The organism is Humibacillus xanthopallidus, from assembly GCF_044793955.1.
GTDB lineage: Bacteria > Actinomycetota > Actinomycetes > Actinomycetales > Dermatophilaceae > Humibacillus > Humibacillus xanthopallidus_C.
Genome location: NZ_CP084995.1, coordinates 1,453,041 through 1,476,776, shown reverse-complemented (window position 1 = coordinate 1,476,776; position 23,736 = coordinate 1,453,041). Strand labels below are relative to the sequence as shown.

Here is a 23,736-nt window from a genome sequence, read left to right as displayed (position 1 = left end):
GCAGGGCGGTGGGGTCAGGACTCGCCGGGGACGACGGCGAGCAGCAGGGTCGCAAACCACGTGAGGGCCCCGACGACGCCGAGGAAGATCCCGATGATCCCGATGTTGCCGGCGCCCGCAGCCGTCGATGACCGGCGCCGGCGGCGGCCGATGACGACGAGCACGACGGCCGCGACGATCCAGACCAGGCCGATGAGCAGGCCGGCCAGCACACCCGCGTTCCACCGCATCTCAGCCCTCGCCCCGTCTGCCCAGTCGGCCGCATCGGCCGCGTGGGTCCCGTGGGCCCCGACGTCCGCGCGGCTCGTGCTCGCGCCGAGGACGCCCGCCGGTCACCAGAGTGCGGCGACGAGCACGTTGACGACGGCCGCGCCACCGGCGACGTCGAGCAGCGTGCCGGCGTCCTGACCACGCTTGGAGCGGGCCGCTCCGATCTCGGCCGCCGCGACGACGACGAGGGAGATGACGAGCTTGACCGCGATCTTCGTGTTGTTGACGGCCCAGTCGTCGGTGGTGTCCATCGATGCGAAGGCGACGAGCAGCAGGCCGGTGAGCAGCTGCACGCGGGCACCCCACACGACGACCGGCGTCACGGTGCGCGCGGAGCGCACGGCGATCCAGCCGCCCACGACAGCGGCCATGCCGAGCAGGTGGATCACGACGAGGACCTTGTGCAGGACATCCATGGCGGTCATCCTACGGAGTGTCGGAGACGGCCTCTGACAGGGCTGCCAGCCCCCGCCAGGACGAGCTCATCGGCAGCCCCGCCACCTCGGCCCGGGCAAACCAGCGCGCGTCCGAGGTCGTGCCGCCGACGTCGTGGATGACCGGCTCGCCCGGCTCGGGGCAGGTCGCCGCGAACACGATGCGCACGGCGTGGAAGTCCTCGACGCCACCCGCCGGCGCCCGCCCCACCCAGTGCTGCGATTGGATCGTCACGAGAGGTCCGAGCTCGATGCGCTGCCCGGTCTCCTCCCAGACCTCGCGGTGCACGCCGTCCACCGGGTCCTCCCCCTCGTCGAGCCCGCCACCGGGCAGCCCCCACCGCCCCGGGATCGCGGTGCGGGAGTTGAACTGCGTCAGCAGCACGCCGCGCTCGCTCGTCACGACGGCATAGGCCGCCACCCTTTGGTAGGCCTCGCCCACCTCGTCGGTCGCCACGTCGGCGTCGCGCGGCACCTGCGGCGCGGCAGGAGGTATGCCGTCCAGCCGGGTCACGACGTAGGTGAGCTCGAGCGCCCCGTCCTCGCGCACCGTGGCCGAGTGGGCGGATCGGGCAGCCCACCCTGATGCGGCGAGCACGTGCGCCGGGTCAGCACCGTGCCCGAGCGCCGCACGCGTGACGGCCCTGCCGGACTCGACGACTCCGACGACGTGCACGCCGCCGGGCACGTTGGTGCGCACCGGCCGAGACACGCCGGTCAGCTCCGGACGAGCGAGATCGCCCGCTCGTACTCGCGCACGGCCATCCGGGCGACCTGCGACCAGTCCTGCTCGGGTCGGTGGGCGACGTTCCAGGCGCGCATCTCAGCAACGCGAGCGGGATCCGTTGCGAGAGAGGCGATTGCCGAGGCCATCTCCGAGTCACTCGACACGACAAAGCCATTCACGCCGTCACGTACGAATTCACCCACGCCAGAGCCGGATCGACCGATCACCGGCAGGCCGACGGTGCGGGCCTCGAGCGCCGCGATGCCGAAGGACTCGAGACGTGCGGGTGACAGATAGACGTCGGAGGCGGCATACCTCTCCCTCAGCTCCTCACGCGACACGCGGCCGGGCAGGCGCACCCAGCCGAGGTCGTGCTCGCGCACGTGCCGCTCGACGCGGGCGCGCTCGGGGCCCTCCCCGAGGATGGTCAGGGTGATCGTGCCCTGCCCAGCGATGGACTCCGCGCGGGCGACGACGTCGACGAGCGCTGCCGGGCGCTTGCGCTTGGCGAGGCGCATCGCCGTGACGAGGCGCAGGGGCCCCGGAGGCCGCGGGGCCGACCCGACGGCCCAGCGGCTGACGTCGATGCCGTTGGGCAGCACCGACACCGCGCTCCCCGGTGAGACGAGCCCCCGCAGCGGCTCGGCCGCCACGTCGGAGACGGCCGACATCGCGACTCCCCGGGACGCCCACCGGCGCACGAAACGACCCGCGTCGAAGACGGGAGCGAGGTTGGCGAGCATGCAGTGCCAGGTCATCGCCGTCGGCAGGCCCAGCCGAAGCGTCACCCGGGTCGCGTCCCACGCGAAGGGCGACACGACACCGGTCTGCACGTGGGCGATGTCGAATCGTCCGCCGACGAGGCGCCGACGCAGCTCGGGCGGGGCCAGCGGGTTGATCGGCAGCTGGCCCGGGAGCCGCAGGGCCAACCGGTGCACGGGGATGCCGTCGACGACCGTGACCTCGCCGTGCATCTCACCCCCAGCGCCCGGGGTGGCGGTGAAGACCTCGACCTCGTGGCCGAGGGCGACGAGCTCGCGGGCGAGGTCGTGCGTCTGCACCTCGATGCCGCCGAGCCTGGGCAGATAGCAGTCGGAGAGGAGGGCCACCTTCACGGGCCTCACTCTGTCATGCGGGAGGATGTGGCGATGCCACGCACCCTGCTCGCCTTCCACGCCCACCCTGACGACGAGGCGCTGCTCACCTCGGGCACGATGGCGCGCGCCGCTGCCGAGGGTCACCGGGTCGTGCTCGTCGTCGCGACCGACGGTGCGCTGGGACTCGCGTCGCAGGAGTATGCCGCCGACGGCTCGCTCGCGAGTCGCCGCATGGCCGAGCTGCGCCGCAGCGCCGCAGCCCTGGGCGTCGCGCGCGTCGAGCACCTCGGCTACGCCGACAGCGGTCTGGGCCCCGAGGTCGCCCCCGACCCTCCGGGCGCGACGTGCTTCGTGCGGGCCGACGTGGAGGAGGCGGCCGGCCGGCTCGCGGCGATCCTCGCGGAAGAGCAGGCCGACGTGCTGCTGTCCTACGAGCCCAACGGCGGCTACGGCCACCCCGACCACAAGCAGGTGCACGTCGTCGGTCGCCGAGCGGCCGAGCTCGCCCGCACTCCCCGGGTCCTCGAGGCGACCGTGCCGCGCGACACCATCTGCCGCGCCATCGACCTCGCCGCGAAGGTCTATCGCTTCCCGCCGGAGTTCGACCGCTCCAGCTTCGACCGCGCCTTCTCGGCCCGCAGCGAGATCACCCACCGGATCAGCGTGCGGCGCCACATCGGCGCCAAGCGCGCCTCGATGCGCGCCCACGCGTCGCAGGCGAGCGCCGACGGGGGCGCCGACCGCACGCTCGCGGCCTTCCTGCGCATCCCCCGGCCGCTCTACGACCTCGTCTTCGGGCGCGAGTGGTTCGTCGACCCGGCGGCCCGCCCCGGCGACCCGGTCCGCCGCGACGTCTTCGACGGGCTCCCCTGACGAGCGGGCCGTATGCCGTCCGGCCCCGTCGTGTGACCCCGCTCCCCAACGCCGTCCGCCGGCTCCGGGGAGGCGGATGATCGGAGGGTGAGCTGGTGGCGTGACCGTTGGCCGACGGTCTTCTTCCTCGGCTCCACCGGGCTGCTCGCCGGCGGGGCGGTCGCCGCGGTGCTCGACGCCGGTGAGGTCGCGCGGCTGCTGTGGATCGTGGCCACGGTGCTCGGACTCGTCGTCTCGCTCGTGGCGACGACCCGGGCGCTGCTGCACCGCACCGCGACGGTCGACGTCATCGCCGTGCTGGCGCTGGCCGGGGCCCTCTGGGTCGACGAGCCCTTCGCCGGCGCGATGATCTCCGTCATGCTCGCGAGCGGTCAGCTGCTCGAGGCCCGAGCCGCTGTGCGGGCGAGTCGCGAGCTGCGCCTGCTCGTCGAGCGCACCCCCCGCACGGCGCGACGCGTGACCGCCGACGGGGTCACCGAGGTGCCGGTCGGCGAGGTGGCGGCCGGTGACCGGCTCGTCGTCGGCACCGGGGAGGTCGTGCCGGTCGACGGCCGGCTCGAGGTGGCCGCCACCCTCGACGAGTCGGCGCTCACGGGCGAGGCGCGACCGGTCGAGCGACGCGCGGGAGACGACGTGCGCAGTGGGGTGGTCAACGCCGGCCCACCGCTGGACCTGCGCGCGACCGCTTCAGCCGCCGAGTCGACCTATGCCGGCGTCGTGCGGCTCGTCGAGCAGGCGCAGGCGTCGTCGGCACCCTTCGTGCGCACGGCCGACCGGTTCGCCATGCTCTTCGTGCCACTCACCCTGGCTCTGGCCGGCGTGGCCTGGGCCGTCTCCGGCACGCCGTTGCGCGCCGTGGCCGTGCTGGTCGTCGCGACCCCCTGCCCGTTGCTGCTCGCGGCCCCCGTCGCGATCATGTCGGGACTCTCGCGCGCGGCCCGGATCGGGGTCGTCGTCAAGGGTGGCGCAGCCCTCGAGGGCCTGGCGGCCGGGCAGGTCATGCTCTTCGACAAGACCGGCACCCTGACCAGGGGCCGTCCCGAGCTCGCCTCCACCGTGACGGCGGGCACCGACGACGACGCCAACGAGGTGCTGCGCCTCGCCGCCTCCCTCGACCAGGTCTCGCCCCACCCTCTGGCCAGCGCGCTCGTCAGCGCCGCCCTCGCGAGGGGCCTGCCGCTCTCGATGCCGACAGCGGTGCGCGAGGTGCACGGCTATGGGCTCGAGGGCACCGTCGAGGGTCGCGAGGTGCGGCTGGGCAAGGCCGCCTGGATCGTGGGTTCGACGCGGCCGCCGTGGCTCCAGCGCGTGCGTCGGCGGGCCTCGCTCGACGGCTCGCTCACCGTCTTCGTCTCCGTCGGCGGCGTGCCCGCCGGCGCCTTCCTGCTCGAGGACCCGATCCGCTCCGACGCGCCGCGCATGCTCGCGATGCTGCGCTCCTCCGGCATCACCCGGACCGTGCTCCTGACCGGCGACCGGGCCGAGGTCGCCGAGGCGGTCGGCCGGATCGTCGGCGTCGACGCGGTGCTCGCCGACTGCGACCCGGCGGACAAGCTCGCCGTCATCCGGGCCGAGTCGGCCACGGGTCGCACGATCATGGTCGGTGACGGCGTCAACGACGCGCCGGCCCTCGCGGCCGCCGGCGTCGGGGTGGCTCTCGCCTCGCGCGGTGCCACGGCGTCGTCTGAGGCGGCCGACATCGTGCTCACCGTCGACCGCGTCGACGCCCTGGCCGACGCCATCCTCATCGCCCGCCGGTCGCGGCGCATCGCGCTGGAGGCCGTGCTCGTGGGCATGGGGCTGTCGCTCGTGGCGATGGTCTTCGCCGCCGTCGGGCTGCTGCCCCCCGCTGCCGGTGCGGTGCTCCAGGAGGGCATCGACGTGCTCGCGATAGCGATCGCGCTGCGGGCCCTCCTCCCCGGGCGGCTGCACACGATCGCGATGTCGGCCGACGACGTCGCGACCGCGCACCGACTCCGCGAGGAGCACGACCTCACGCTCGGGGCCGTGGAGCAAATCCGCACCGTCGCCGACGACCTCACCCGCGAGAGCGTCGACCTCGCCCCGGTCGAGGCCCTGGTCGAGCGCCTCGAGCACCAGCTCATCCCCCACGAGCGCGCGGACGAGGACCTGCTCATGCCCCTCGTCGACCGGGCGCTCGGCACCGACGCCACCGCCACGATGCGGCGCACCCACGCCGAGATCGAGCACCAGGTCGGCAGGCTCCGCCGTCTCCTCGCCGACCTCGACGGGACGGCCCCCGGCACCGGGCCCGGCGTCGGCGACGCGTCGGGCCCGCCCCCGGTCGCTCCCGACGACGTCGTCGAGCTGCGGCGCATGCTCTACGGCCTCTACGCCGTGTGCCGGCTGCACAACAGCCAGGAGGAGGAGGGCGCGTTCGCCCTCGTCCCCGCGACCCCGGCCCCCGAGCACCAGGGCTGGCCCCATGGCTGGCACCCGAGCCGGCCTCCGGGGCTGCGACGACGCGACCGCTCGTGACGGGGATCGCTGCGTCCGCCTCCGGGCCGACCCCACCGAACGGCATACTGACGCGTGCTGCCCCTGCGGCACGCACCTCGACGACGACGAAGGCGGCTCGACGTGACCGATGGCATGGAACGCACCTGGCTGGGGCACTACGCGGAGGGCGTGCCCGCCGACGTCGACGTGCGCGACTCGTCGCTCGTCGATCTGCTCGACACATCCGTCGAGAGCTTCGGCCCCCTCGTGGCGCTCGAGTTCTTCGGCGCCGAGACGACCTTCGCCGAGCTGGGTCGGCAGGTGCGCGCGGCGGCCGAGGGGCTGCGGCAGCTCGGTGTCGGCCCGGGTGACCGCGTCGCGATCGTGCTGCCCAACTGCCCCCAGCACATCGTCGCCTTCCATGCGGTGCTGAGGCTGGGCGCCGTTGTGGTGGAGCACAATCCGCTCTACACCGCCAGTGAGATGGAGCACCAGCTGAGCGACCACGGCGCGACCGTCGCCGTCGTGTGGGACAAGGCCGCGGGGCTCGTGACGGGTGCGGCGAGTGTCACGACGGTGGTCTCGGTCGACCTCACCGCGGCGATGCCGCTGCGCACCCGCCTCGCCCTGCGCCTGCCTGTCGCCAAGGCGCGCACCTCGCGCGCGGCCCTCACCGCGCCGGCGCCGGGCACCATCCCGTGGCGGCTGCTGCTGACGCACGGCGAGCTCGCCGCCGACTACCCGCGCCCGCGCGCCACCGACCTCGCGGCGATCCAGTACACGAGCGGCACGACGGGGCGGCCCAAGGGCGCCATGCTGACGCACCGCAACCTGCGCACCAACGCCGCGCAGGGCCGCGCCTGGGTGCCGGGGCTGGAGGACGGCAAGGAGGTCATCTACGCGGTGCTGCCGATGTTCCACGCCTACGGCCTGACGCTCTGTCTCACCTTCGCCCTCAGCATCGGCGCCCGGCTGGTGCTCTTCCCCAAGTTCGACGTCGACATGGTGCTCGCGGCAGCCGCGAAGCACCCGCCGACGTTCCTGCCGGCCGTGCCGCCCATCTACGAGCGCCTGGCCCGGGCCGCGGACGAGCGCGGGGTCGACCTCACCTCGGTGCGCTTCGCCATCTCGGGAGCGATGTCGCTGCCGGCGTCGACGCTCGAGCTGTGGGAGCGGGTGACCGGGGGTCTGCTCATCGAGGGCTACGGCCTCACCGAGACCTCACCGGTGGCGGTCGGCAACCCGCTCGGACGCGACCGCCGACCCGGGGCCATCGGAGTTCCCTTCCCCAGCACGGAGATTCGCGTCGTCGACCCGGAGCACCCCGAGATCGACCGGGCTCCCGGTGAGCGAGGCGAGCTGCTCATCAGGGGTCCCCAGGTGTTCGGCGGCTACTGGGAGAAGCCCGACGAGACCCGGGCCGCGATCATCGACGACGGGTGGTTCCGCACCGGTGACATCGTCGAGGTCGACCCCGACGGCTTCGTCTCGATCGTCGACCGCATCAAGGAGATCATCATCACCGGGGGCTTCAACGTCATGCCCTCGGAGGTGGAGGCCGCGCTGCGCGAGCACGCGGACGTCGCCGACGCGGCGGTCGTCGGGGTGCCCCGTGCCGACGGCAGCGAGGACGTCGTTGCGGCGGTGCAGCTCGCGCCTGGAGCCACCCTCGACGAGGCGGCGCTGCGCCAGCACTGCCGCGGCTGCCTGGCCGCCTACAAGGTGCCGCGCCGCGTGGTCGCCGTCGACGAGCTGCCGCGCTCGCAGATCGGCAAGGTGCTGCGCAAGCAGGTGCGTGAGTCGCTCATCGACGCCTGAGCGACCAGACGTAGCGCTCCGTCGTCTCCGTCGAGTGCCCACTTCCCGACACAACTTGGCCGCGGGACCCGTCGGGAAATGGGCACTCGACTGACGTTCCCCGTCGGGAAGTGAGCAGTCGAATGACGTTCCCCGTCGAGTGCTCACTTCCCGACACCAGCTGGCCGCGGGACCCGTCGGGAAATGGGCACTCGACGGGTCTCAGTCGGCGGGCTTCTCGAAGACGATGGCCATCGGCGTCTGCTCGGAGCCCTGCCCGAGGGGGTTGTCGGCAAACATCGCCTCGTAGCGCTCCTTGGGGCCAGGCGCATCCTTGCCGAGCACGTTGCGGCCGATGTCGTTGGCGTCCATGACGACGGTGCCGCCGAAGGTCTCGCGGTAGGCCTCCGGCACCCGCTCGCGGATCGCCGCACTGAGGCGCGCGGCCACGTCGTCGGGATCCTTGGGGCCGAGCTTGGCCGAGACGTTGGCGGGATAGACGGAGTACTCGGTCGGCCCGTCGATGGCGCGGATGTCACCGCCGACGAGGTCGTAGAACAGGCCCCGCTTGCCGATGAGCTTGCCGACGAAGCCACCGGCGGAGGCGTAGAGCACGCGCGGCAGCCCGGCCTCCTCGATCGCGAGCTGCATCGTGAAGGGCGACCCGAGCCCGATGCCTGCGGGAGTGCGGGTGACGTAGCGGCTCAACACACGCGCCGGCCGACCGACCGTGATGTCCCAGATGAAGAACGAGCGGCCCTGGGTGATCGCGACGATCTTCTCGGAGATGAAGAAGAACCACTGGCCCTTGGTCGCCGCGGCGTGCTCGGGCCCCGCGTCGGGCAGTCCGTCGAAGAAGCGCTCGAGATAGGTCAGGGTCTTGGCGTCGAGGTCGTCCTCGCGGGCGTAGAGGTCGGTGCGCAGCGGGTAGCGCCGCACGACCGAGCCGTCGTCGAGGGTGAGATCGAGCTGCTTGCGGGCGTTGGGCTCGTAGTCGGTCTTGACCCGCGCGGGCTCGTCGTCGGCGGGGTCGTGCTCGTCGAAGAACTCCTGGAGCCACAGCTCGAGGTTGAGCATGCGCCACACCGTCATCGAGTCGATCGAGTTGGTGCCCTTGATCCAGCCCTCGAAGGCGTGCAGCACCGCGCTCTGGTCGACATAGGGACGGTCGGCGAAGGACTCGGAGAGGAAGACGCCGTAGATGTGATTCTTGAGCCGCATGAACCACTCGCCCTGAGGCGTCGTCGCGCCGACCTTGTCGCGCCGACGACGCACCGACTCGGGCACCCGGCCGCGCATCGCGTCGCGCAGCACGCGCTTGCTCCACCCCTCGTGGATCAGCGCCTCGTCGGGCAGCGCGAACACGAAGCGCACGAGGTCGCGGTCGAGGAAGGGCAGGCGCACGCGAAGCCCGAAGTGACGAGCGTTCTTGTCGGCGTAGCGCAGTCGCGCCGGGAGCGAGCCCGCGACGACGTCGTCGAGGAGGCGGCGATGGAGCGAGCCGCGCTCCACGGCATACGTCTCGTCGGCGTGCTCGGCCGCGAACTGCGCCCCGAGCAGGCTGCGCACCGGCACGTCACGGCGGCCGCGCACGCGGTCGGCGACGACCGGTCCCCCGCGCCGGGCGAGCACGTCGATCGAGCGACCGAGCTCGGCGGCTGCCCTGGCCGCCCCCGCGGCTCCGCCTGAGCGGCTCAGCTCGCGCAGGTGCACGAGATGGTGCGGCCCGAAGCCGCCGAGAGTCTCGTCTCCGCCGTGCCCGTCGAGCAGGACGGTCGGTGCGGCGTCGCTCGACGCAGCCTCGCGCATGACCCGGAACTGGGTGTAGGCGCCGGTCGAGACGAGCGGCTCCTCCTGGAGGCGCACGAAGTCGCGCAGGTCCTGCTTGAACTCCGTCGGTGACGGCTCGACCCGGTGGGCCTCGACACGGTCGCCGAGCGCCTCGACGACGTCGTCGACGTAGCGCACCTCGTCGGCGCGCGTCTCGGGGAAGAGCACCGACCACGTCTGCTGCACGTGGTGCGCCGTCGGCGCCTCGGCGCGCTCCAGACCGTCGACGACCGCCACGATGGCGGCAGCGTCGATGCCTCCCGACAGCGACGTGGCGACCCGACCGGCGTGACGCCGACGCACGGCCGCCGTCAGCAGGTGCCGGAAGTCCTCGATCACGCGCACGCCGTAGGGTCGCGCCACGGGGGTGGCCTCGAGCTCGTCGCGCAGGCTGCTCCAGATGTGGCGCTCGGAGCCGGACGGCGTCAGGGTCAGGGTCTCGCCGGCGCCGACGCGTTCGATGCCCTCGAAGAAGGTCTCCGGGCCGTCGTCGTGCACGCGGAAGCAGAGGTAGCGATAGATCGTGCGGTCGTTGGGACGGCGCTCGTGGTGCCCGCTCTCGAGGAGCGGGCGGATGGTGCTCGAGAAGAGCCAGCCACCGCCCTCGGCGCCGTCAGCCACCCGGGCGACGTAGAGCTGCCGGGTGCCGAAGGGGTCGCGCGCGAGCGTCACCCTGTCGGTCTCACGGTCGTGGACGGCGAGGGCATAGGAGCCCTCGAGCCGGTCGAGGCCCTCGGGGCCCCACTCCCCGTAGGCGGCCAGCGCCACGGCAGCATCGCCTCCGGTGAGGTCGTGTCCCAGCGTGGCGAGCTCGTCCCGGACGCCGTCGACCTCGTAGAGCTCGCCGTCGAGGACGAGGGTATGCCGCCCGGAGACGCTCGTCGCGAGCGCCCGGTCCGCTGCCTCGCCTGGTGCCGTCACCGCCAGCACCGCGCTGCCGACCCGCACGACGGCGGGTGCCCCCGGGGACCCGGCCGACGCATGGTCGCACCGGGAGAGCCGCTCGATCAGCTCCTCGTCGGCCGAGACGCCCAGGTGACCGCTGATTCCGCACATGGCGACAACCCTAGTGACGTGCGCGGGGCGCTTCCGGCGTGGGCAGCCGCTGCGCGGCGGTCGCCGGGACCCGACCGGGCGGCATACGGCTCACTCCCACTCGAGCCCTCTGTTCGCGGGAGCAAGCCGAACGAACGCGCAGACCCAGCCCGAGGCTGCGCCCGCGGTTCGGCTCACTCCCACTCGAGCCATCTCGTCGCGGGAGCAAGCCGAACGAACGCGCAGACCCAGCCCAAGGCTGAGCCCGCGGTTCGGCTCACTCCCACTCGAGCCATCTCGTCGCGGGAGCAAGCCGAACGAACGCGCAGACCCAGCCCGAGGCTGAGCCCGCGGTTCGGCTCACTCCCACTCGATGGTGCCCGGGGGCTTGCTCGTGACGTCCAGCACGACCCGGTTGACCTCTTCGACCTCGTTGGTGATGCGCGTCGAGATCGACGCCAGCACGTCGTAGGGCACCCGCGCCCAGTCGGCCGTCATCGCGTCCTCGGACGCGACGGGGCGCAGCACGACGGGGTGCCCGTAGGTGCGGCCGTCACCCTGCACGCCGACCGAGCGAACGTCGGCGAGCAGCACGACGGGGCACTGCCAGATGTCACGGTCGAGGCCTGCGGCGGTCAGCTCGGCGCGGGCGATGGCGTCGGCGCGGCGCAGCACGTCGAGCCGGTCGGCGGTCACCTCGCCGATGATGCGGATGCCGAGGCCGGGCCCCGGGAAGGGCTGGCGCCACACGATGACCTCGGGCACGCCGAGCTCGAGTCCGACCTGGCGCACCTCGTCCTTGAAGAGGGTGCGCAGCGGCTCGACGAGCTGGAACTGGAGGTCGTCGGGCAGCCCGCCGACGTTGTGGTGGCTCTTGATGTTGGCGGCGCCCTCGCCACCGCCGGACTCGACGACGTCGGGGTAGAGCGTGCCCTGCACGAGCCACTTGACGGGGTGGTCCTCGTCGCCGCGGTCATGCACGATGTCACGCGCCGCCTGCTCGAAGACCCGGATGAACTGCTCGCCGATGGCCTTGCGCTTGGCCTCGGGATCGGTCACGCCGGCCAGTGCCGCGAGGAAGCGCTCGCGCGCGTCGACGACGACGAGGTCGACGCCTGTCGCGTCGACGAAGTCCTGCTCGACCTGCTCGGCCTCGCCCTCGCGCAGCAGCCCGTGGTCGACGAAGACACAGGTGAGCTGGTCGCCGACAGCCTTCTGCACCAAGGCTGCCGCGACGGACGAGTCGACACCGCCGGAGAGGGCGCAGAGCACCCGGTCCTCGCCGACCTGCTCACGGATGGTCGTCACGAGGTCGTCGACGACGTTGGACGCGGTCCAGTCGGGCGCGATGCCGGCGCCCTTCCAGAGGAAGTTCTCGAGCACCCGCTGGCCCTGCTCGCTGTGCAGCACCTCGGGGTGCCACTGAACCCCGTAGAGGCGGCGTTCGTCGTCCTCGATCGCGGCGACCGGCGTGCCCGCCGTCGTGGCGGTGACCTTGGCGCCCGCCGGCGCCTCGGTGACGGAGTCACCGTGCGACATCCACACGACCTGGCTCGTCGGCTGCCCCGAGAAGAGCGTCGACTCCGCTGGCGTGACGGACGCCGTCGTCTTGCCGTACTCGCGAGCGCCGGTGCGCGCGACCGTGCCGCCGAGGGCGCGCGACATCGCCTGGAAGCCGTAGCACATGCCGAAGACCGGCACCCCGGCCTCGAGCAGCGCCGGGTCGAGAGCGGGGGCGCCGTCGGCATAGACCGAGCTGGGTCCGCCGGAGAGGATGATCGCGGCCGGGCGCTTGGCCAGCAGGTCGGCAACCGGCATCGAGTGCGGCACGACCTCGCTGTAGACCTGCGCCTCACGCACGCGACGCGCGATGAGCTGGGCGTACTGCGCGCCGTAGTCGACGACGAGCACGGGGCGGCTCTGCAGGTCGGCGGCGGGCTCCGGGGTGGGCGCCGTGGTGGTCTCGGTGCCGGGCAGGGTGGCGGGCTCGGACGTGGGCTCGTCGATCACGCGCCCAGCCTATCGGGGGTGGCTGAGCCCTCCCCCGCCGACGTATGCCGGGTGGCGCGGTCAGCGAGGCCCGTCGACGTCGCCGCGGGCCGGGTCGCCGGCCGGGTCGCCGACCGGTTCGCCCGCGAAGTAGGCGCGCTGGAGCATCGCCTCGACCTCGGCATGGTTGCGCCGCTCGGCGATCCAGGGCACGACGGGAACGAAGCCGGCGAGCAGGTTGAGCACGATGCGCTTGGCGCCCCAGGCGCACTTGATGCCGAGGTTGGCCACGGCCGCGGCATACCCCATGTAGATGAGCCCGTGGATCGGGCTCCAGAACTCCGTCAGCACGTTGGTCTGGTCGAGGACGTACTTCATCACCATCTCGACGATGAGGATGACGAGCGCGATGCCTGCCGTGATCGCCAGGACGCGATAGATCGACAGGGCACTGCGGATCTGCTTGGGCTTCGCGAGGGACTGGGGGTAGGTCGTCACGCGTGGATCTCTTCTCTCTGGGCGGCCGGCACGTCTTCTGCCTGCTGCTCGGCTCGGAACATCTTCCACCACATCCAGACCGCGAAGAGCCCGAAGACCCACCACTGCACGGCGTAGGCCGCGTTGCGCAGGTTGAGCGGGGTGTCGACGTCGGGCGGGGGCACCCGGGTCAGGCCGGGTGTGGCGATCGCTGCCGCGGGGCCCGCGCCGGAGGTGGCACCGGACGTCGCGTCGGTCTCGCCCGACGCGAGGACGATGACGTTGTAGAGGTCTCCGGGCCACTCGTTGACGAGAGCGGCGAGGTCGACCGAGCGGCGCTGCGGCGCCGGCAGGGCCGCACCCGGGCGGGGCGACTCCGTCGGTCCGAGCGAGCCCGCGACCGTGACCACGCCCGCGGGTGCGGCCGGCGGGGTCGACGGGAGTCCCTCGACGAAGCCCCGGAGCACCGCGACGGTGCCTCCGTCGGTGAGGAGCGGTGTGACCACCCAGGAGCCGGCGCGGTCGCCGAGGCGGCGGTCGACGACAAGGATCGTGCGGCCGTCGTCATAGGTGCCCGTGACGGTGACCGGGCGGTTGGAGAACTCCGCCTCGAAGGCCGAGTGGGCCTGGGTCACCTGCTGGAGCGGGGCCGGCTGGAGCTGGGAGGCCGAGGCCACGGCCTGCTTGTGGCCCTCGTCGCGCGCGACGCCGAGCTGCCACAGGCCGAGGACCGTGCAGGCGGTCACGACCACGAGCACGACGGCGAACAGCCCCACCCACTTGGGGCTGAGCAGTCCACGGAGCACCCCCCAAGAGTAGGTCACGCCTGCGGCGGGAGCCCGACCCGTGCCAGACTTCGGCGCCATGCTCGACCTGACCCGCTCGCAATCCGCCACCAGGCGCCGCTCTCCGCGTCGTGCCGTGGCCGCGGTGGGCGCCGGTGCGGCTGCGGTCGTCGCCCTGTCCGGGTGCGGCATGACCGACCTGCCCGCCCCCCGACGCACCGTCACGGTCACCGTCGACGCCCCGGGTGCGACCACGACGTCGGCCACGGCGGCGCCGCCTGAGTCAGCCACCCCGACCGCGGCACCCTCGAGCAGCGCCGTGCCCACGTCGCTCGCCGTGGGCAGGCAACGGGGCGCGCCGCGCTCCTTCGACGAGGCGAAGGAGCGCATCGACGGTGCCACGTCGGCCGACCTCGGCTCGGTCTTCCAGAGCCCCACGGGCAACATCACGTGCAGCACCAGCGGTGGCCCCGGCGTCGTGATGACCTGCGACGTCGCCAAGGGACGCAGCACGGCCCCCTCGTCGGCCCCCTGCCCGGAGGGTGGCCCATCGGACATCGGACGGATCGAGCTGACCGCCGATGGCGCCAGACCCGTCTGCAACTCCGACACGATCCGTCAGGGCACCCCGGCCACCCTCGCCTACGGGGTGCGCACCGACACCTCCCTGGGATCGGTGGCCTGCCTCAGCCAGGAGTTCGGCATGACCTGCATCGACGAGGCAAGCAGGCACGGCTTCTTCATCGCCCGCGACACCTTCGTCACCTTCTGAGCCCCGACGCGGCGCACTCCCCGCGCGACCTCCGATCGCGGACCGTGACGGAGACGCCGCTGCCACACGATGCTGGACCGAGGCTGTGCGGGAGGTCTCGAATCGGTAACGACCGCTGCGCAAGCGGTCACCGTGAGCCATGTCGGCCTTGAATGGGCCAGTCGCCTCGGGGGAGGACAAGCACCGCTTCGTCGTGCGATCCCACCATTACTCACACATCAGGGATGGATCTCGTGAGGCACTCAATGCACACCCGGCGACGTGGGCTCATCGGCCTGCTCGCCACGGGGGCCCTGCTGGCCGGCGCCGTGGCGTCCGCGCCGGCACAGGCCGCTCCCGCCGCTCCCGCCGCCAAGAGCGACACGGGCAAGGCGAACAGCAAGCACGCGAACGACAACTTCCGCTCCCCCATGGCGGTCAAGCAGGACGCCATGCGCCAGAAGGCGCTGGAGAAGCGGCTCAAGGGCGACAAGAGCGCCCAGGGCAAGGTCGCCAAGCTCGGCAAGGGACAGTACGTCCAGCTCGAGCGCGAAGGCACCGACCGCATCTTCGCGGTCATCGTCGAGTTCGGTGACAAGCAGTACCCGAATCCCACCTTCCAGGGCCCGCCGCCGGACGGCAGCACGACCGACGTCACCGGCCCCCTGCACAACGAGATCCCCCAGCCGGACCGGACCAAGGACAACACGACCCTGTGGAAGGCCGACTACAACAAGGCCCACTACGAGGACATGTACTTCAACCGCATGGCGAAGTACTACGAGACGCAGTCCTCGGGTCGCTACTCGGTCGACGGTGACGTGACCGAGTGGGTCAAGGTCCCCTTCAACGAGGCGCTCTACGGCCGCAACTACTGTGGCGGCATCGTCTGCGCCACGAGCAAGGCCCTCGTGCGCGACGCCCTCGCGATGTGGGTCGACAGCCAGCTCAAGAGCGGCAAGACGATGAAGGAGGTCCAGGACTACCTCAAGACCTTCGACATCCAGGACCGCTACGACATCGACGGCGACGGCAACTTCCAGGAGCCCGACGGCGTCATCGACCACTTCCAGATCGTCCACGCCGGTGGCGACGAGGCCGCGGGCGACCCCAACCAGGGCACCGACGCGATCTGGAGCCACCGCTGGCAGACCAACCTGCAGGCAGGTGGCCCCTACGGCGTCGGAGTCGACGTCGGCAGCAACGGCGGCATCGTCTCGAGCAGCGACGTGCCCAACAACCCGACCGGCATGTGGGTCTACGACTACACCGTGCAGCCCGAGAACGGTGGCCTCGGCGTCTTCGCCCACGAGTTCGGCCACGACCTCGACCTGCCCGACCTCTACGACACCTCCGGCAACACCGGTGGTGCCGAGAACAACACCGGGTTCTGGACGCTGATGTCCTCCGGCTCCAACATCGGCGACGGTGGCCCCGACGGCATCGGCGACGACCCGACCGACCTCGGCGCCTTCGAGCTCTTCCAGCTCGGCTGGCTCCAGCCGCAGGGCAAGCAGGGCCCGTTCTACGACGTGGCCTACGCCGGCAAGCGCTCCTCGCACACGCTCGGCTCCAATGTGCCGGCGACGAAGAAGTCGCAGGCCCTCTTCACCGTGCTCCCCGACAAGCAGGTGCCGCTCAACCTCGGCGCGCCCTTCGCGGGCTCGAAGATGTACTGGAGCACGCAGGGCGACGAGATCGAGACGACGATGACGCACGCGGCTTCGCCGGGCGCGCTCACCGCCAAGGTCAACTACCAGATCGAGAAGGACTGGGACTACGCCTACCTCGAGGCCAACGTCGGTGGCACCTGGACGCCGATCGCGACCAACCGGTCGACGTCGACCAACCCCAACAGCCAGAACGACGGCAACGGCATCACCGGCTCCACGGCCGGCGCCTGGGTCGACCTCACCGGCACGCTCCCGACCGGCACGACGCAGGTCCGCTTCCGCTACTGGACGGACGTCGCGGCCACCGAGCCCGGCATCAAGGTCGACAACATCGCCCTGAACGGCGCGCTCATCGGCACGGCCGAGGCCGAGGAGGGCTGGACCTTCGACGGCTTCGTCACCACGACGGGTCAGGAGCTGCAGGCCTTCTTCAACGCCTACATCGCCGAGAACCGTCAGTACGACGGCTACGACACGTCGCTCAAGACGGCCTACAACTTCGGCTACGGCAACACCCGTCCTGACTGGGTCGAGACCTTCCCGTACCAGAACGGTCTGCTCATCAACTACTGGGACACCTCCCAGACCGACAACAACGTCGGCGACCACCCGGGCAAGGGCCTCGTCCTCCCGGTCGACGCCCACCCGCAGTTCAGCCACTGGCCGGACGGCACCCTGATGCGCAACCGGATCCTGTCCTACGACTCGACCTTCGGGCTCGAGCGCACCGACGCGATCACGCTGCACAACAACGGCGTCGCCGCGACCATCGCCTCGAAGCCGGCCGTGCCGGTCTTCGACGACACGAAGACGTGGTGGGTCAACGCGGACGAGCACGCTGCGACCGGTGCTCATGCCGGCCGTTACCAGCCGGGTTGGTACGGCGTCGACGTGCCCAAGACGGGCACGACGATCACCGTCGTCAACAGCTCGAAGCAGGGCAACACCATGACCGTCCTCGTCGCTCCGAAGTGACGCCGGACCCCTTGGCGCACGTCCTGCGCCCCCGGGTCGGCTGACCCCGACCCACCGCACGTCAAGGAGACCCCGTCGACCACTGGTCGGCGGGGTCTCCTGCAGCGCATAGGATCGAAGCCACGTCCTGACGGGTCCCGCGAGCCGGGCCCAGACCATCACCCGACGACCGAGGGGCCGCCGTGGCGCAACTGTTGCTTCTGCACCTGCTTGCCGCCGCGCTCGCGCCGTGGCTGGCAAAGACGTTGCGCACCAAGGCCTTTCCCGTGCTCGCGCTTGCCCCGGCCACCGCCTTCATCTGGCTGCTCACCGTCGCGACCGACGTGCGAGACGGCCGCCCCCCGACGCAGCGCATCCCCTGGGTGCCGGGCCTCGGCCTCGACCTCGACTTCCGCCTCGACACCCTCTCGTGGGTCGTGGCGCTGCTCGTCACCGGGGTCGGCGCCCTCGTCCTGCTCTACTGCACGTGGTACTTCCACGACGACGACCCGACGCTCTGGCGCTTCACGCCGGTCTTCACGGCCTTCGCCGGGGCGATGCTCGGCCTCGTCCTCACCGACAACTTCCTGATGCTCTACGTCTTCTGGGAGCTGACGACGGTCCTGTCCTACCTGCTCATCGGGCACAACCCGGCGAGCTCGACCAACCGTCGCGCGGCGATGCAGGCGTTGCTCGTGACGACCTTCGGCGGCCTCGCGATGCTCGTCGGCATCATCGCGATCGGCGTGCACCACACCTACAGCATCAGCGGCCTGCTCGCCGACCCCCCGCCGCTCGACGCGGTCACCGCCACGGCGGTCGTGCTGCTGCTCGTCGGCGCCCTGTCGAAGTCCGCCCTCGTGCCCTTCCACTTCTGGCTGCCCGGCGCGATGGCCGCTCCCACGCCGGTGAGCGCCTACCTCCACGCCGCGGCCATGGTCAAGGCCGGCATCTACCTCGTGGCGCTGCTGGCTCCGATCTTCGCGGGCGCCCCGGGGTGGCACGCGCTGACGCTGGGGCTCGGCCTGCTGACGATGATCGTCGGTGGCTGGCGAGCCCTGCGCCAGCACGACATCAAGCTGCTCCTCGCCTACGGCACCGTGAGCCAGCTCGGCTTCATCGTCGCCATCGCAGGCCTGGGCACCAAGACCGCCGCGCTGGCAGCCCTGGCTCTCGTGCTGGCCCACGGCCTCTTCAAGTCGACCCTCTTCCTCGTCGTCGGCGTCGTCGACCACGCGACGGGCACCCGCGACCTCCGGCGCCTCTCGGGCCTCGGCCGCAGGATGCTGCCGGTCAGCGTGCCGGCCGCCTTCGCCGGGCTCTCGATGGCCGGGGTCATCCCGATGGCCGGCTTCGTCGCCAAGGAGAGCGCCCTCGAGTCCCTGTGGGAGGAGGCGCAGGAGGCCGCGCCCTTCCCGTCGGTCTACGGCTACCTCGCGCTCGCGGGGGTCGTCGTCGGCTCGGCCCTCACGGTCGCCTACACGTGCCGCTTCCTCTGGGGCGCCTTCGCGACCAAGCCCGGCGTGCCGCCCACTCCCATCACCGCCCCGCACCCGGGCTTCGTCCTCGCTCCCCTGCTGCTGGGCGTCGGGTGTCTCGCGCTCGGCCTGCTCGCGCCGCTCGAGTCCCCTTGGCTCATGCCGTATGCCGCCTCCTTCCCCACCGGCGCCACCCCGGAGCCGCTCGCCCTCTGGCACGGGGTCACCGTGCCGCTGCTGCTCTCGCTCGTGTCGCTGGGCGCCGGTGTCGCCCTCTTCGTGCAGCGCGAGGCGTTCGCTCGGGCCCAGGCCCGGGTGCCCGCCCTGATCGACGGCGAGCGCGGCTTCGCCCGCACCCTGCGGGCGGTTGACCGCGGCGCCGTCGAGACCACCGCGATCACCCAGCGCGGCTCGCTGCCGATCTACCTCGCCAGCATCCTGCTCGTCTTCATCGCGCTCCCGGGCCTGGCTGCGGTCACCCAGGGGCGGCTGCCCTCGGTGCGTGCCTGGGACAACCCGGCCCAGGCCGTCGTCGGCGCCCTGATGATCCTGGCCGCGATGCTCGTGCTCGTCACCCGCCGCCGGCTCACGGCGGTGATGCTCGTGGGGGCGACGGGCTACGGGGTGGCGATGCTCTTCGTCCTGCACGGCGCCCCCGACCTCGCCATCACCCAGATGCTCGTCGAGACGGTCGCGCTCGTCGTCTTCGTGCTCGCGCTGCGCCGGATGCCGACGAAGTTCACGCGGCACCCCCACTCCCCGTCGCGCACCTGGCGTCTGGGCCTCGGGGCGGCAGTCGGGGCGGCGGTCGGCGTCATCGCGCTCGTGGCCTCGGGCGGGCGCACCACGACCCCCGTCTCGGTCGACTTCCCGACCGAGGCCTACAACTTCGGCCACGGCAAGAACATCGTCAACGTCACCCTCGTCGACATCCGCGCCTGGGACACCCTCGGCGAGGTGTCGGTGCTCGTCGCGGCCGCGACCGGCATCGCGAGCCTCATCTTCGTGCGCACCCGCAACACGCGGCTCTCGACGGCGACGGCCAAGTCGCTGCCGGCGAGCAACGCCGCACGCGGCACGTGGCTCCTCGGCGGCCGCACGATGGTCAAGGAGAAGCGGTCGGTCATCTTCGAGGTGGTCACGCGCCTCGTCTTCCACATCATGCTCGCGGCCTCGCTCTACCTGCTCTTCGCCGGTCACAACCAGCCCGGCGGCGGCTTCGCCGGTGGCCTCGTGGCGGGCCTCGCACTCGTCGTGCGCTACCTCGCCGGCGGCCGCTACGAGCTCGACGAGGCAGCGCCCTTCGACGCGGGACTGCTCGTCGGGCTCGGGCTGCTCGTGGCTGTCGGCTCGGCGTTGGCGCCGCTCGCGTTCGGTGGCACGATCCTCGAGACCACGGCCGTCGACTTCACGCTGTGGCCGTGGGGCGAGGTGCACCTCGTGACCTCGCTGGTCTTCGACATCGGCGTCTACCTCATCGTCATCGGCATGATGCTCGACATCGTGCGCAGCCTCGGCACGGGCATCGACCGGCAGATCGCCGAGGAGCGGCAGGACAGCCAGGACCAGCAGGACCAGCAGGAGGTGGCGCGCCGATGACCACCCTCGCTCCCACGGGCTTCGAGTCGACCTTGACGCCCAACCTCACCCTCGTGCTCGTCGTCGTCGGTCTCGTCGCCGTCGGCACGGCGCTCGCTCTCGACCGGAGCCTGGTGCGCATCCTGCTCGGCATGGTGCTCATCGGCAACGGCGTCGCCGTGCTCTACCTCGTCGTCTCGGGCCGTGCCGGCCGCGCACCCTTCGTCGGCGAGGACCCGGCGGCCATGAGCGACCCGCTGCCCCAGGCCATGGTGCTGACGGCGATCGTCATCTCGCTGGCGACGATCGGCTTCCTGCTCGCCCTGTCCTACCGGCTCTGGCAGATCTCGGGCACCGACGACGTGCCCGACGACGCCGAGGACGCCCGCATCCAGCGGCTCGCGCGCGACGACGAGACGTCCGAGACCTACGACCGGTCCGAGTTGTCGACCACCACCTCCGACGAGCGCGCGGAGTCGGGTGAGAGCCGTGGGTGACTTCCCCGTGCCCAACCTGCTGCCGCTGCCCGTGCTGCTCCCCCTGCTCGGAGCCGCGCTGACGCTGGCCTTCCGCCGCTCCGACCGGCTCCAACGGGCGGTGAGCATCGCCGTGCTGGGCGCGGTCGTCGTCGTGGCCGCCGTCCTCGTGTGGCAGACCGACGCGCGCGGGCCGCAGGTGCTGTGGCTCGGGGCCTGGGAGGAGCCCCTCGGCATCTCGCTCGTCGCCGACCGCTTGAGCGCGCTCATGCTCCTCGTCTCGAGCGTCGTCACGTTGCTCGTGCTGCTCTTCGCCATCGGGCAGGGTCACGCCGACAGCGACGACGAGGTCGACCGGGAGACGCCGCTGTCGATCTTCCACCCGACCTACCTCGTGCTGACGGCTGGAGTGGCCAACGCCTTCCTCGCCGGCGACCTCTTCAACCTCTTCGTCGGCTTCGAGATCCTGCTGTTCAGCTCCTACGTGCTCATCACGCTGGGCGGCGCGGCCTCGCGCATCCACGCCGGCACGACCTACGTCGTCGTCAGCCTGCTGAGCTCCGCGCTCTTCCTCATCGGCATCGCCGCGACGTATGCCGCCACGGGCACCGTCAACCTCGCGCAGCTCGCGATCCGCATCGGTGGCCTCGACGCCGGGGTCGCGCTCGTGCTGCAGCTGTGCCTGCTCACCGCCTTCGCCATCAAGGCGGCGGTCTTCCCGATGTCGGCCTGGCTCCCCGACAGCTACCCGACGGCACCGGCCCCCGTCACCGCGGTCTTCGCCGGCCTGCTCACCAAGGTCGGGGTCTACGCGATCATCCGCATCCAGACGCTGCTCTTCCCCGAGTCACCGCTGACCGGCCTGCTGCTCTGGGCGGCCCTGCTCACGATGGTGATCGGCATCCTCGGCGCCGTGTCGCAGTCGGGGCTCAAGAGGATCCTGTCCTTCACCCTCGTCAGCCACATCGGCTACATGATCTTCGGCATCGCGCTGGCCACGCAGGCCGGCACGGCCGGGGCGATCTTCTACGTCGTGCACCACATCACGATCCAGACCTCGCTCTTCCTCATCACCGGCCTCGTCGAGCGCATCGGCGGATCGACGAGCCTGCACCGTCTCGGCGGCCTCGCGATGGCCTCGCCCCTGCTCGCGACGCTGTTCTTCGTCTCCGCGATGAACCTCTCCGGCATCCCCCCGCTCTCGGGCTTCCTCGCCAAGATCGGCCTCATCGACGCCGGCATCGCGGTGGGCACCCCGCTCGCCTGGGTCGTCGTCGTCGGAGGCATCGCGACGAGCCTGCTGACCCTCTACGCCCTCTCGAAGGTCTGGAGCCAGGCCTTCTGGCGCCCGCTCGCCGAGACGCGCGAGGTGGCCGAGCTCGCTGCGGAGGAAGCCGCCGACGAGGCGGAGCAGTTCGAGCAGGCCGAGCGCGACGCCGGGCGCCGCGCGGGCCCGCCCCCGGGCGGTGCCGCGACAGCTACGCTCGTCGCCCCGACCGGGGTGGCCGCGGCCGTCGACACCTCGCCGCGGGCGCTCCCCCGCATGATGCTCGGCGCCACCGCCGCGATGACCGCCGTCGGTCTGGTCATCACGCTCGTGGCCGGGCCGCTCCACGCCTACACGGAGCGAGCCGCCGCCGACCTCCAGCAGCGCGACCCCTACATCACGTCGGTGCTGCCCGAGGGGGTGCGACGGTGAGCGAGTCCTCGCGCCGGAGCCGGGCCCGGCTGACCGCTTCGGCCGATGACAGGCAGACGGCCGACGAGGCCGCCGCGCCCCGTCGTCGACGGCGCACGCTCCAGCCTCGCGCCATCGCGACGATCGCCCTCGCCTGGATGCTCCTCTGGGACCGCCTCAGCTGGGGCAACCTCGTCAACGGGCTGCTCGTCGGGCTCTTCGTGACGCTCGCCTTCCCCCTGCCCTCGATCGAGTTCCACGGCCGGCTGCGCCCGCACCGCGTCGTCTGGCTCATCGTGCTCTTCCTCGTCGACCTCGTCGCCGCGTCCTGGCAGGTGCTGCGCCTCGCCCTGGGGCGACGGCGGCCCCGCAACGCGGTCATCGAGGTGCAGCTGCGGTCTCGCTCCGACTTCTACCTCACGCTGACGGCCGAGCTCGTCGCCCTCGTGCCGGGCTCGGTCGTCGTCGACGCCCGCCGGTCGACGTCGGTGCTCTACCTGCACCTGCTCGACATCGAGCGTGAGGGCGCGATCGAGCACCAGCGCCGACACGTCCTCGACGTCGAGGAGCGGGTCGTGCGCGCCTTCGGCTCCGACGACGAGATCGCCCGTCTCGAGCAGGCCAAGGGGGGCCCGTCATGACCGTCGTCGCCGCCCTCGCCCTCGCGCTGCTCGGCTCTGCCGCCGCCATCGTGCTCTTCCGGCTCTTCCGGGGCCCGACCAACCTCGACCGCATCGTCGCCGCCGAGATCCTCATGGTCATCGTCATCGCCGGCATCGCCACGGAGTCGGCGTGGCAGCGCACCGCGACCAACCTCCCCCTGCTGCTCATCCTCGGCCTCGTCGGTTTCGTCGGCGGGGTGGCCGTCACGCGCTTCATGTCCCGCGATGCCGACGACCTCGACGTCGAGGAGGGCGCGGCTCGTCCCGTGCACCCCACCGCGCCGGTCGGCGACCCGACCGACAGCCGTGAGCCCTCCGATCCCACCGAGCCGGAGGCCTCCCGATGAGCTGGACGACCGTGTTCGACGTCATCGGCGGTGTCTGCCTGCTGCTCGGCGCCTTCCTCTGCCTCGCGGGTGCCATCGGCCTCGTCCGCTTCCCCGACACCCTGTCGCGCCTGCACGCCGCCACGAAGCCGCAGACCCTCGGCCTGATCCTCATCCTCACCGGACTGGCCGCGACCCTGCGCACGTGGTCGGCCGTCACGACGCTCGTGCTGCTCGCCGCGACCCAGTTCTTCACCTCCCCCGTGACCGCGCACCTCGTCGGACGCGCCGCCTACCGCAACGGCAACGTCGACGAGAGCACGCTCGAGGTCGACGAGCTGTCCGACGCCCTGGAGCGCTCGGGATGGGACCCCACGAAATGAGCT

General features: G+C 71.9%; 19 protein-coding genes. 11 read left to right on the top strand and 8 right to left on the bottom strand.

Annotation, left to right across the window (positions count from 1 at the left end; genetic code table 11):
* Positions 1–14 precede the first annotated feature (14 nt).
* The 4 genes from LG278_RS06620 to LG278_RS06605 all read right to left on the bottom strand — a co-directional run bounded on the left by LG278_RS06620 (position 15) and on the right by LG278_RS06605 (position 2,546).
* Positions 15–230, bottom strand: a complete 216-nt coding sequence (locus LG278_RS06620) for a hypothetical protein (protein WP_404392133.1) — start codon at positions 228–230, stop codon at positions 15–17.
* Positions 231–332: 102 nt separating this feature from the next.
* Entirely contained in the window at positions 333–686 is a 354-nt protein-coding gene (locus LG278_RS06615; protein WP_404392131.1) for a hypothetical protein, read from the bottom strand.
* A 10-nt stretch (positions 687–696) separates the two neighbouring features.
* Complete coding sequence (locus LG278_RS06610) at positions 697–1,416, bottom strand: NUDIX hydrolase (protein WP_404392129.1); 720 nt, start codon at positions 1,414–1,416, stop codon at positions 697–699.
* Positions 1,417–1,421: 5 nt separating this feature from the next.
* Positions 1,422–2,546, bottom strand: coding sequence for a glycosyltransferase (locus tag LG278_RS06605; RefSeq protein ID WP_404392127.1), 1,125 nt, complete (start codon positions 2,544–2,546; stop codon positions 1,422–1,424).
* A gap of 33 nt (positions 2,547–2,579) precedes the next feature.
* Here LG278_RS06605 and LG278_RS06600 point away from each other — a divergent pair, with 33 nt between their 5' ends.
* The 3 genes from LG278_RS06600 (at position 2,580) to LG278_RS06590 (ending at position 7,679) form a co-directional block, all read left to right on the top strand.
* Complete coding sequence (locus LG278_RS06600; RefSeq protein WP_404392125.1) at positions 2,580–3,401, top strand: PIG-L deacetylase family protein; 822 nt, start codon at positions 2,580–2,582, stop codon at positions 3,399–3,401.
* Positions 3,402–3,488: 87 nt separating this feature from the next.
* Positions 3,489–5,900 (top strand): heavy metal translocating P-type ATPase, encoded by a 2,412-nt coding sequence (locus LG278_RS06595; RefSeq protein WP_404392123.1) that lies wholly within the window; start codon positions 3,489–3,491, stop codon positions 5,898–5,900.
* A 114-nt stretch (positions 5,901–6,014) separates the two neighbouring features.
* Positions 6,015–7,679: a long-chain-fatty-acid--CoA ligase gene (locus LG278_RS06590; protein ID WP_404393561.1), complete on the top strand. Its 1,665-nt coding sequence runs from the start codon at positions 6,015–6,017 to the stop codon at positions 7,677–7,679.
* Positions 7,680–7,880: 201 nt separating this feature from the next.
* Here LG278_RS06590 and LG278_RS06585 read toward each other — a convergent pair whose 3' ends face one another.
* From LG278_RS06585 to LG278_RS06570, 4 genes are all read right to left on the bottom strand, one after another.
* On the bottom strand, positions 7,881–10,544 hold the full coding sequence (locus tag LG278_RS06585) for an asparagine synthase-related protein (RefSeq protein ID WP_404392121.1): 2,664 nt from the start codon (positions 10,542–10,544) through the stop codon (positions 7,881–7,883).
* A gap of 339 nt (positions 10,545–10,883) precedes the next feature.
* Positions 10,884–12,500, bottom strand: a complete 1,617-nt coding sequence (guaA, locus tag LG278_RS06580; protein WP_404393559.1) for a glutamine-hydrolyzing GMP synthase — start codon at positions 12,498–12,500, stop codon at positions 10,884–10,886.
* Positions 12,501–12,593: 93 nt separating this feature from the next.
* Positions 12,594–13,010 carry a DUF3817 domain-containing protein gene (locus LG278_RS06575; protein WP_404392119.1) on the bottom strand — a complete coding sequence of 139 codons (417 nt, stop codon included), beginning with the start codon at positions 13,008–13,010 and terminating at the stop codon, positions 12,594–12,596.
* Positions 13,007–13,795, bottom strand: coding sequence for an SURF1 family protein (locus LG278_RS06570; RefSeq protein ID WP_404392117.1), 789 nt, complete (start codon positions 13,793–13,795; stop codon positions 13,007–13,009). The genes LG278_RS06575 and LG278_RS06570 overlap by 4 nt, the downstream gene beginning before the upstream one ends.
* A 58-nt stretch (positions 13,796–13,853) precedes the next feature.
* On the opposite strand from LG278_RS06570, the gene LG278_RS06565 reads away from it, so the two are divergent.
* The 8 genes from LG278_RS06565 to mnhG all read left to right on the top strand — a co-directional run bounded on the left by LG278_RS06565 (position 13,854) and on the right by mnhG (position 23,733).
* Positions 13,854–14,546, top strand: a complete 693-nt coding sequence (locus LG278_RS06565; RefSeq protein ID WP_404392115.1) for a hypothetical protein — start codon at positions 13,854–13,856, stop codon at positions 14,544–14,546.
* A 233-nt stretch (positions 14,547–14,779) separates the two neighbouring features.
* Positions 14,780–17,173 (top strand): immune inhibitor A domain-containing protein, encoded by a 2,394-nt coding sequence (locus tag LG278_RS06560; RefSeq protein ID WP_404392113.1) that lies wholly within the window; start codon positions 14,780–14,782, stop codon positions 17,171–17,173.
* Positions 17,174–17,355: 182 nt separating this feature from the next.
* The gene (locus tag LG278_RS06555; RefSeq protein ID WP_404392111.1) at positions 17,356–20,229 is read left to right on the top strand and encodes a Na+/H+ antiporter subunit A; all 2,874 of its coding nucleotides are present in this window, start codon (positions 17,356–17,358) and stop codon (positions 20,227–20,229) included.
* A complete protein-coding gene (locus LG278_RS06550; RefSeq protein ID WP_404392109.1) occupies positions 20,226–20,705 on the top strand; it encodes a Na(+)/H(+) antiporter subunit C in 480 nt (159 codons plus the stop codon). Before LG278_RS06555 ends, LG278_RS06550 begins: the two co-directional genes overlap by 4 nt.
* Positions 20,698–22,383 (top strand): Na+/H+ antiporter subunit D, encoded by a 1,686-nt coding sequence (locus LG278_RS06545; protein ID WP_404392107.1) that lies wholly within the window; start codon positions 20,698–20,700, stop codon positions 22,381–22,383. The genes LG278_RS06550 and LG278_RS06545 overlap by 8 nt, the downstream gene beginning before the upstream one ends.
* The gene (locus tag LG278_RS06540; protein WP_404392105.1) at positions 22,380–23,003 is read left to right on the top strand and encodes a Na+/H+ antiporter subunit E; all 624 of its coding nucleotides are present in this window, start codon (positions 22,380–22,382) and stop codon (positions 23,001–23,003) included. The genes LG278_RS06545 and LG278_RS06540 overlap by 4 nt, the downstream gene beginning before the upstream one ends.
* Complete coding sequence (locus tag LG278_RS06535) at positions 23,000–23,371, top strand: monovalent cation/H+ antiporter complex subunit F (RefSeq protein WP_404392103.1); 372 nt, start codon at positions 23,000–23,002, stop codon at positions 23,369–23,371. The genes LG278_RS06540 and LG278_RS06535 overlap by 4 nt, the downstream gene beginning before the upstream one ends.
* Complete coding sequence (gene mnhG / locus LG278_RS06530) at positions 23,368–23,733, top strand: monovalent cation/H(+) antiporter subunit G (RefSeq protein WP_404392102.1); 366 nt, start codon at positions 23,368–23,370, stop codon at positions 23,731–23,733. Before LG278_RS06535 ends, mnhG begins: the two co-directional genes overlap by 4 nt.
* Positions 23,734–23,736: the final 3 nt, after the last annotated feature.